Source organism: Nocardia sp. CA-129566, from assembly GCF_050956075.1.
GTDB lineage: Bacteria > Actinomycetota > Actinomycetes > Mycobacteriales > Mycobacteriaceae > Nocardia.
Genome location: NZ_CP192085.1, coordinates 5,215,230 through 5,224,303, shown reverse-complemented (window position 1 = coordinate 5,224,303; position 9,074 = coordinate 5,215,230). Strand labels below are relative to the sequence as shown.

Annotated in this window: 1 protein-coding gene; it reads left to right on the top strand. The window is 69.7% G+C overall.

All coding sequences use genetic code 11. From position 1 onward, the window contains the following. The first annotated feature begins 34 nt into the window (after positions 1–34). Positions 35–9,043 (top strand): SDR family NAD(P)-dependent oxidoreductase, encoded by a 9,009-nt coding sequence (locus ACQP0C_RS22535; RefSeq protein WP_433722793.1) that lies wholly within the window; start codon positions 35–37, stop codon positions 9,041–9,043. Positions 9,044–9,074: the final 31 nt, after the last annotated feature.

Here is a 9,074-nt window from a genome sequence, read left to right as displayed (position 1 = left end):
GCTTTTTCCGACATTCTCTGAAAGGCGATGGCCGATGTCCGACCAGTCGAAGCTGCGCGAATACCTCAAGCGGGCGATCGCGGATTCTCACCAGGCCCGCAAGCAGTTGGCGGCCGTCGAGGAATCGATGCGCGAGCCGATTGCCGTGGTGGGACTGGGATGTCGCTATCCGGGCGGGGTGGCCGATCCGGCGGGACTGTGGGACCTGGTGACCCGGGGTGTGGACGCGGTGTCGGACTTCCCGACGAATCGCGGCTGGGACCTGGGGTCGCTGTTCGATGGTGACGCCGGGCAGGCCGGGCGGTCCTATAGCCGCGGTGGCGGGTTTCTGCTGGATGCGGATCTGTTCGACGCGGGCTTCTTCGGGCTGTCCCCGCGAGAGGCGCTGGCCATGGACCCGCAGCAGCGGCTGTTGCTCGAAACCGGCTGGGAGGCCCTGGAATCGGCGGGATTGCTGCCGCGCACCCTGCGCGGGACGCAGACCGGTGTGTTCGCGGGTGTGATGTATTCCGACTACGGGATGCGTCCCGGTGTGGGTGGGGAGTTCGAAGGGTATCTGTTCGCGGGTAGCGCGGGCAGTATCGCGGTGGGTCGGCTGGCGTATCTGCTGGGGTTGGAAGGCCCCGCGATTTCGGTGGATACGGCGTGCTCGTCGTCGTTGGTGGCGTTGCATTTGGCGGCGCAGTCGTTGCGTCGTGGTGAATGTGATCTGGCGTTGGCCGGTGGTGTGACGGTGATGTCGACTCCGCAGGCGTTCGTGGAGTTTTCGCGGTTGCGTGGTTTGTCCGTCGATGGTCGGTGCCGGTCGTTCGGTGCGGGCGCGGAGGGCACCGGCTGGGCGGAGGGCGCGGGCTTGCTGGTGCTGCAACGGTTATCGGACGCGGTGGCGGCGGGACGCGATGTCCTGGCGGTGATCCGTGGCAGCGCGATCAATCAGGACGGGGCCTCCAATGGATTGACCGCGCCGTCGGGCCCGGCACAGGAGCGCGTGATCGGGGCGGCCCTTGCCGACAGCCGATTGTCGGCAAGCCAGGTCGACGCCGTGGAGGGGCACGGGACGGGCACCCGGCTGGGTGATCCGATCGAGGCACAGGCGCTGCTGGCGACCTACGGCAGCGACCGGTCCGCGCAGCAGCCATTGTTGCTGGGGTCGTTGAAGTCCAATATCGGGCATTCGCAGGCGGCTGCGGGTGTGGGTGGTGTGATCAAGATGATCGAGGCCATGCGGCATGGTGTGCTGCCGCGCACCCTGCACGCGGACGCACCGACCCCGGAAGTGGATTGGTCCTCCGGCGCGGTGGAGTTGCTGATCGAGGCGCGGCAGTGGCCCGAGACGGGGCAGCCGCGGCGGGCGGGTGTGTCGTCGTTCGGGTTCGGTGGGACGAATGCGCACGTGATCATCGAGCAGGCGCCTGAGCTGGAATCGGTTGAGTCGCAGCCGGTGTCGGTGGAGTTGCCGGTGGTGCCGTGGTTGGTTTCGGGTCGGACGCCCGCGGCGGTCGAGGCGCAGTCGGTGAGATTGCGTGAGTTCGTGGCGGGTTCGTCGGTGCGGGATCTGGATATCGCGTATTCGCTGGCCACCGCGCGCACCGCCTTCGAACACCGCACAGTCATATGGCCCGGTTCTGGCACAGCCGAATTCGAGCCGATCGTTGCGGGCGATGGCGGTCTGGGCGTGGTGTTCACCGGCCAGGGCGCACAGCGGATAGCCATGGGCGACGGACTGGCGGCCTGCTTCCCGGCCTACGCCGAGGCCTTGGATGAGGTTGCGGCACTACTGGATCCGCTGCTGGGTTGTTCGCTGCGGCAGCTGATCGCGACCGGCGAGGGTCTCGACGGCACCGGCATGGCCCAGCCCGCGCTATTCGCGGTCGAGGTCGCGCTGTGGCGGTTGCTGCGCTCGTGGGGCGTGAATGTCCGTGCGGTGGCCGGGCATTCGGTGGGTGAGTTCGCGGCGGCGCATGTGGCGGGGGTGTTGTCGTTGCCGGATGCGGCGCGTTTGGTGGCGGCGCGGGGTGCGTTGATGCAGGCGCTTGCTGTGGGTGGGGCGATGGTTGCGGTGTCGGTGTCCGAGGAGCGGGTGTTGCCGTTGCTGGGTGAGTTGGTTTCGGTTGCGGCGGTGAATGGTCCGGAGTCGGTGGTGTTGTCGGGTCCTGAGGACGAGGTGCTGGCGGTGGTCGCTGGGTTGGGGTGCCGTCATAAGCGGTTGACGGTCAGCCATGCTTTCCACTCGGCATTGATGGAACCGATGCTCGACCAGTTCCGCGCGGCCGCGGAGACCGTCACCTATTCGCCGTCCACGATCCCGTTCGTGTCCACCCTCACCGGTGAGGTCACCGAACCGACGGGCGCCGACTACTGGGTGAACCAGGTCCGGCAATCCGTCCGTTTCGCCGACGCCGTAACGACTCTCGACCGGCTCGGTGTCAGTGCCATTGCCGAGATCGGCCCCGACGCAGTGCTCACGCCGCTGCTGGAAGCCGTCACCAGCACGCCCGCGGTGGCGCTGCAGCGCCGCGACAGCTTCGAACCCGAGGCGTTGATCACCGCCCTCGCGCACCTGCACTCGCACGGCATCGACATCGACTGGGAGGCGTTCTTCGCCGGTACCGGTGCGCGGCGAGTCGCGTTGCCCACCTATGCGTTCCAGCGCGACCGGTACTGGCTGCACCCCAACACCACATCCACCACATCGGGTTTCGATCCGGTCGACCACCCGATCCTCACCGGGGTGTTGCACCTGTCCGACATCGACAGCGTGCTGCTCACCGGTGTGCTCGACCCCAATACTCAGCCCTGGCTCACCCAACACACCATCGAAGGCGCCACGATCGTCCCGGGCACGCTACTGCTCGAGCTGGCCTTCCGGGCGGCCGCCGAATTGGCGGCCGAACCGGCCCGTGTCGAGGAATTCACCATCGCGGCGGCACTGGAACTCGCCGATCAGCCGGTGACGATCCGGGTCAGCATCGCCGCCGCCGACGAGACCGGCAAGCGGCAGCTGGAAGTCCGCTCCCGGCTCGCGGGCGATCGGGAATGGCGGCTGCACGCCACCGGCCTGCTGGGCTCCGCCGACGAGAGCACCGAACCCGCCCCGCTCGGGGACTGGCCGCCGCGCGGCGCACACGAGGTCGATCTCGAGGGCGCCTACGACGGCGCGGCGGACCACGGCTACGACTACGGTCCGGCCTTCACCGGACTGCGGCGGCTGTGGCGGCGCGGCGCGGAGCTGTTCGCCGAGCTCACGCTGGCCGAGGAATACGCGGCGGGCGCCGACCGATTCACCCTGCACCCGGCCCTGCTCGATGCCGCGGCCCACCCCCTCGTCCCGGGCATCTCCGACACCGATCGGCCCGCGCTGCTGCCGTTCTCGTGGTCGGGGGTCACAATTCCCCGGGTCGCTGCGACGTCGCTGCGAGTCCGGATCACTTCGACCGGCCAGGACGCGGTCGCCATGATCGTGGCCGACGAGTCCGGTACCACGATCACCGCCGTGGACGCCCTGGCCTTGCGTCCGCAGGCCTCCGGCGCCGTCGACGACCAGACCATGTTCGAACTCGAGTGGACCGAAATTCACACGACGGCAACCGAATCCGATCGCACCGGCTGGGCGGCCATCGGCGACGTGCCGAACGTGGCGACCCGGTACGCCGATCTGGACGCGGTCGCCGGCCCGCACGCCGTCGTCGTCACCAAACTCCCCACCGCGGACCCGGACGCCGACATCCCCACGGCAGCACATGATCTCGTCCACCACACACTGGCGCTCGCGCGCACAGCCATTACCGATGACCGGTTCACCGGTTCGCGCCTGGTGGTCATCACCGAGTCCGCCGCCGGCCCGGATGCCGGGAACCTCCCGCAGGCCGGAGCCTGGGGCTTGATTCGCGCGGCGCAGACCGAACAGCCCGACCGCTTCACCCTGATCGACATCGACGCGGATCCCCGCTCCTGGGACAGCCTCGACGCCGCGGTGGCCAGCGGCGAACCGCAGGTGGCGATTCGCGGTGGGGTGCTGTACGTCCCGCGTCTGGTGCGTGCCCGCACCGCTGCCGCGCCCGCGGGCAATCCCTGGGCGCAGGGCACCGTCCTCATCACCGGCGGCACCGGGACACTCGGCGCAGCCGTCGCGAGACATCTGGTCGACACGCACGGTGCGCTGCGGCTGCTCCTGGTGAGCAGGCGCGGCCTCGAGGCGCCCGGTGCGTCCGAACTGCGGCGGGAACTGACCGAGCGCGGCGCCGAGGTCGCCGTCATCGCCTGCGACGTCACCGATCCGACCGACCTGGCCGCGGTGGTGGCCGAGCACCCGGTGCATACCGTCGTGCACACCGCGGGCGTGCTCGCCGACGGCATCGTGGAATCGCTGACCGACGAGCAGGTCACGAGCGCGCTGCGGCCGAAGGTCGACGCGGCCTGGGCGCTGCACCAGGCCACCCGCGACCTGGATCTCGGTGCGTTCGTGCTGTTCTCGTCCCTGGCGGGCCTGGTTGGCACGGCGGGCCAGGCGAACTACGCCGCCGCCAATACCTTCCTCGACGCACTGGCCGAATACCGACGGACGCTGGGGCTTCCCGCGGCGTCGATCGCCTACGGTCTGTGGGAGCAGGCCAGCGGAATCACCGATGAGATGAGCACCGTCGACCGTGAGCGCATCCGCCGCATCGGTGTGCTGCCCCTGTCGACCGCCGCCGGGCTGCGCGCGTTCGACCTGGCGACGACCCTCGAGGTCCCACTGCTCGCGGCGACCGGCCTCGACACCACCGCCCTGCGTTCCTCGGGTACCGAGGTCCCGGCGGTATTGCGCCGCCTGGTACCGGCGGCGCGGACGCGACGGGCTCCGCGGGGCGGGTTCGCGGCGCGCTTGTCGCAATTGCCCGAGGCCGAGCGCGCTGCGGCCCTGCTGGACCTGGTCCGCACCAATGCCGCAGCAGTGCTGGGGCATTCGGCATCCAGCGCGGTGGGCGCGGACCGGTCCTTCCAGGATCTCGGGTTCGATTCGCTCACCGCGGTCGAGCTGCGCAACCGGCTGGCCGAAGCCACCGGCGTGCGATTGCCCGCGACCCTGGTCTTCGACTACCCCACGCCGTCCGCGCTGGCGGCGCGGCTGTCGAGCGAACTGATCGGGGCAAAGCCTCGGGCTCGGGCGGCCGCCACCGTGGCCGCGGAACACGACGAGCCGATCGCGATCGTCGGCGTGGGCTGCCGTTATCCGGGTGGCGTGACCGATTCGGAGCAGTTGTGGGAGCTCGTGTTCGGCGGTGTGGACGCGGTGTCGGACTTCCCGACGAATCGTGGCTGGGACCTGGGGTCGCTGTTCGACGGTGACGCCGAGCGGCTGGGACGGTCCTATAGCCGCGGTGGCGGGTTTCTGCTGGATGCGGATCTGTTCGACGCGGGCTTCTTCGGCTTGTCACCGCGGGAGGCCCTGGCGGTGGATCCGCAGCAGCGGCTGTTGCTGGAAACCGGTTGGGAGGCCCTGGAATCGGCGGGCGTGGTGCCGCGTAGCCTGCGGGGGTCACGGACCGGTGTGTTCGCGGGTGTGATGTATTCCGACTACGGGATGCGTCCCGGTGTGGGTGGGGAGTTCGAAGGGTATCTGTTCGCGGGTAGTGCGGGCAGTATCGCGGTGGGTCGGCTGGCGTACTCGCTGGGCCTGGAAGGTCCGGCCATCGCGGTGGATACGGCGTGTTCGTCGTCGTTGGTGGCGTTGCATTTGGCGGCGCAGTCGTTGCGTCGTGGTGAATGTGATCTGGCGTTGGCCGGTGGTGTGACGGTGATGTCGACTCCGCAGGCGTTCGTGGAGTTTTCGCGGTTGCGTGGTTTGTCCGTCGATGGTCGGTGCCGGTCGTTCGGTGCGGGCGCGGAGGGCACCGGCTGGGCGGAGGGCGCGGGCTTGCTGGCGCTGCAACGACTCTCCGACGCGCGCCGTGACGGCCGCGAGGTGCTGGCGGTGCTGCGTGGTTCGGCCGTCAACCAGGACGGCGCGTCGAACGGGTTGACCGCGCCCAACGGTCCGTCCCAGGAACGCGTCATCCGTGACGCGCTGGCCGACGCGGCGCTCTCCGCCGCCGAGGTGGATGTGGTGGAGGGGCACGGGACCGGGACGCGGTTGGGTGATCCGATCGAGGCGCAGGCGTTGTTGGCGACCTATGGGCAGGATCGGGCGGCGCAGCGTCCGTTGTGGTTGGGGTCGTTGAAGTCCAATATCGGGCATTCGCAGGCGGCTGCGGGTGTGGGTGGGGTGATCAAGATGATCGAGGCCATGCGGCACGGTGTGTTGCCGCGCACCTTGCACGCGGAAACTCCCTCGCCTGAGGTGGATTGGTCGTTGGGGGCGGTGGAGTTGCTGGGCGAGGCGCGGGAGTGGCCTGAGACGGGGCGGCCGCGGCGGGCGGGTGTGTCGTCGTTCGGGTTCGGTGGGACGAATGCGCATGTGATCATCGAGCAGGCGCCTGAGCTGGAGTCGGTTGAGTCGCTTGCGGTGTCGGTGGAGTTGCCGGTGGTGCCGTGGTTGGTTTCGGGTAGGTCGGCTGCGGCGGTCGAGGCGCAGTCGGTGAGATTGCGTGAGTTCGTGGCGGGTTCGTCGGTGCGGGATCTGGATATCGCGTATTCGCTGGCCACCGCGCGCACCGCGTTCGAACACCGCACCGCCGCGATCGGCCGCGGCGCCGACGACCTGCTCGACGGTCTCACCGACGCGGCCCCGGTCGCGGCGCCGTCCGGCGCGACCGCCTTCGTCTTCACCGGTCAGGGTGCGCAACGCCCCGGCATGGGAATGCACCTGTACGAACGCTTCCCGACCTTCGCTGCCGCGTTCGATGAGGTCGCGACCCACCTCGACCCGCTGCTGGACCGGCCCCTGCGCGAGACCATCATCTCCGGTGCGGGTCTCGATGGCACCGATATGGCCCAGCCCGCACTGTTCGCGGTCGAGGTCGCACTGGCACGGTTGCTGGCGCACTGGGGGATTCGGTGCGACTACGTCGCCGGGCATTCGGTGGGTGAGTTCGCGGCGGCGCATGTGGCGGGGGTGTTGTCGTTGCCGGATGCGGCGCGTTTGGTGGCGGCGCGGGGTGCGTTGATGCAGGCGCTTGCTGTGGGTGGGGCGATGGTTGCGGTGTCGGTGTCCGAGGAGCGGGTGTTGCCGTTGCTGGGTGAGTTGGTTTCGGTTGCGGCGGTGAATGGTCCGGAGTCGGTGGTGTTGTCGGGTCCTGAGGACGAGGTGCTGGCGGTGGTCGCTGGGTTGGGGTGCCGTCATAAGCGGTTGGCGGTCAGCCATGCTTTCCACTCGGCATTGATGGAACCGATGCTCGACGAATTCCGCACCGTCGCGGAATCGATCACCTACACCGCACCGAGCATCCCGTTCGTCTCGACGGTGACCGGCCGGATCACCGCGCCCACCACCGCTCGGTACTGGGTCGATCAGATTCGCCAGCCGGTCCGATTCGCCGACGCCGCAACGACATTGGCCGATCTCGGCGTTACCGCGATGGCCGAGATCGGACCCGACGCCGTCCTCACCCCACTGGCGGACCAGCTGACCGACACCCCCGCCATCGCCCTGCAGCGGCGCGGCACCGATGAGGCACAGACGCTCATCGCGGGCGTGGCGCAGCTGCACTGCCTCGGTGTCGACGTCGACTGGGAGGCGTTCTTCGCGGGTACCGGTGCGCGGCGAATCGCGTTGCCCACCTATGCGTTCCAGCGCGACCGATACTGGCTGCATCCCAGCACCACGTCCACGACATCGGGTTTCGATCCGATCGAGCACCCCATCCTGACGGGTGTACTGCATCTGCCCGACGCCGACAGCGTGCTGCTCACAGGTGGCCTGAACCCGAACGCGCTGCCGTGGCTGTCCGCCCACTCCACCGCCGGGACGACCCTGGTGCCGCCCGCGGTCCTGGTCGACATGGTGCTGCGAGCCGGTGATGAAGTGGGCGCGGACCACCTCGAGCACCTGGAGTTGACCAGAGCGCTGACCGTCCCCGAAGGGCAGGAGGCCCAACTGCACGTGGTCATCGGCGCGGCCGACGAAACGGGCCGGCGCACCGCCGGGATCCGCGCCAGGTCCGCGGGCGGCACCTGGACCGCCATCGCCACCGCCACACTTGCCCGCGGCGGCGAACCGACCGCGCCGGTGCTCGCCGAATCGCCCGTCGAACACCGAGTGCCCGCCGAGTCGGCCACGCAGGCCACCGGTTTCGTGCTGCACCCGCAGCTGCTCGACGCGGCCCTGCCGAGTACCATCGGCGCGAGTTCGCTACTGGCACCGGTCATTTGGCAGGATGTGCGCCTGCACGCGACCGGCGCCGACGCCATCCTGGCCCACGTGCGGCCGCTGGCCGAGGACTCGGTCGCCGCATACCTGACCGACCTGGTCGGCAACCCGGTGCTCACCGCCGGGGCCGTGGAGTTCCGTACTCCGGCCCTCGGCGCCGACTCCGAAACAGCGGACGACACACCGCGATCCGCGCCGCCGCGCCCCGCCGCCGTCACCGCCGACGCCGCCGAGGTCCTGCGCGCCCGGCTCGCCGAGCTCGACGAGCCGCGGCAACTCGCCGCCGTGGTGGATGCCGTGCGCGTGCAGGTGGCCGCGGTCCTGGGCATCGCCGACGCGATGGGCATCGAGGCCGATCGCCCGTTCCAGGAACTCGGCCTGGATTCCCTGACCGCCGTGCAGTTGCGCAACCGGCTCGCGGTGGCGACCGGAACCACCCTGCCCGCCACCGTCGTCTTCGACCGGCCCACGCCGACCGACCTCGCCGCGTCCGTGCTCGACGCCCTGCGTCCGCCCGCACCCGCCGACGTGCTGTGGGCGGAACTGGATCGATGGGAGCGGCTCGCCGACGAGATGGGCGATGCGGATCGCGACCGGATCGCCGACCGCCTGCGTGACCTGGCCGGCCGCTGGTCGGCGACCTCGGCCCCGGCCGCCGAGAGCGTCGATACGCGTATCCGGACCGCCTCCGCCGAGGAACTGCTGAGCTTCATCGACGGCGAACTCGGCCGCATTCCCGACCACGATCTGGGCTGAAGAAGGGGACCCCCAGTAATGCCTGAAGACA

Bases quoted from the DNA above. Each gene is read 5' to 3' on its own strand.
- ACQP0C_RS22535 (WP_433722793.1), top strand. From the start codon at position 35: ATGTCCGACCAGTCGAAGCTGCGCGAATACCTCAAGCGGGCGATCGCG.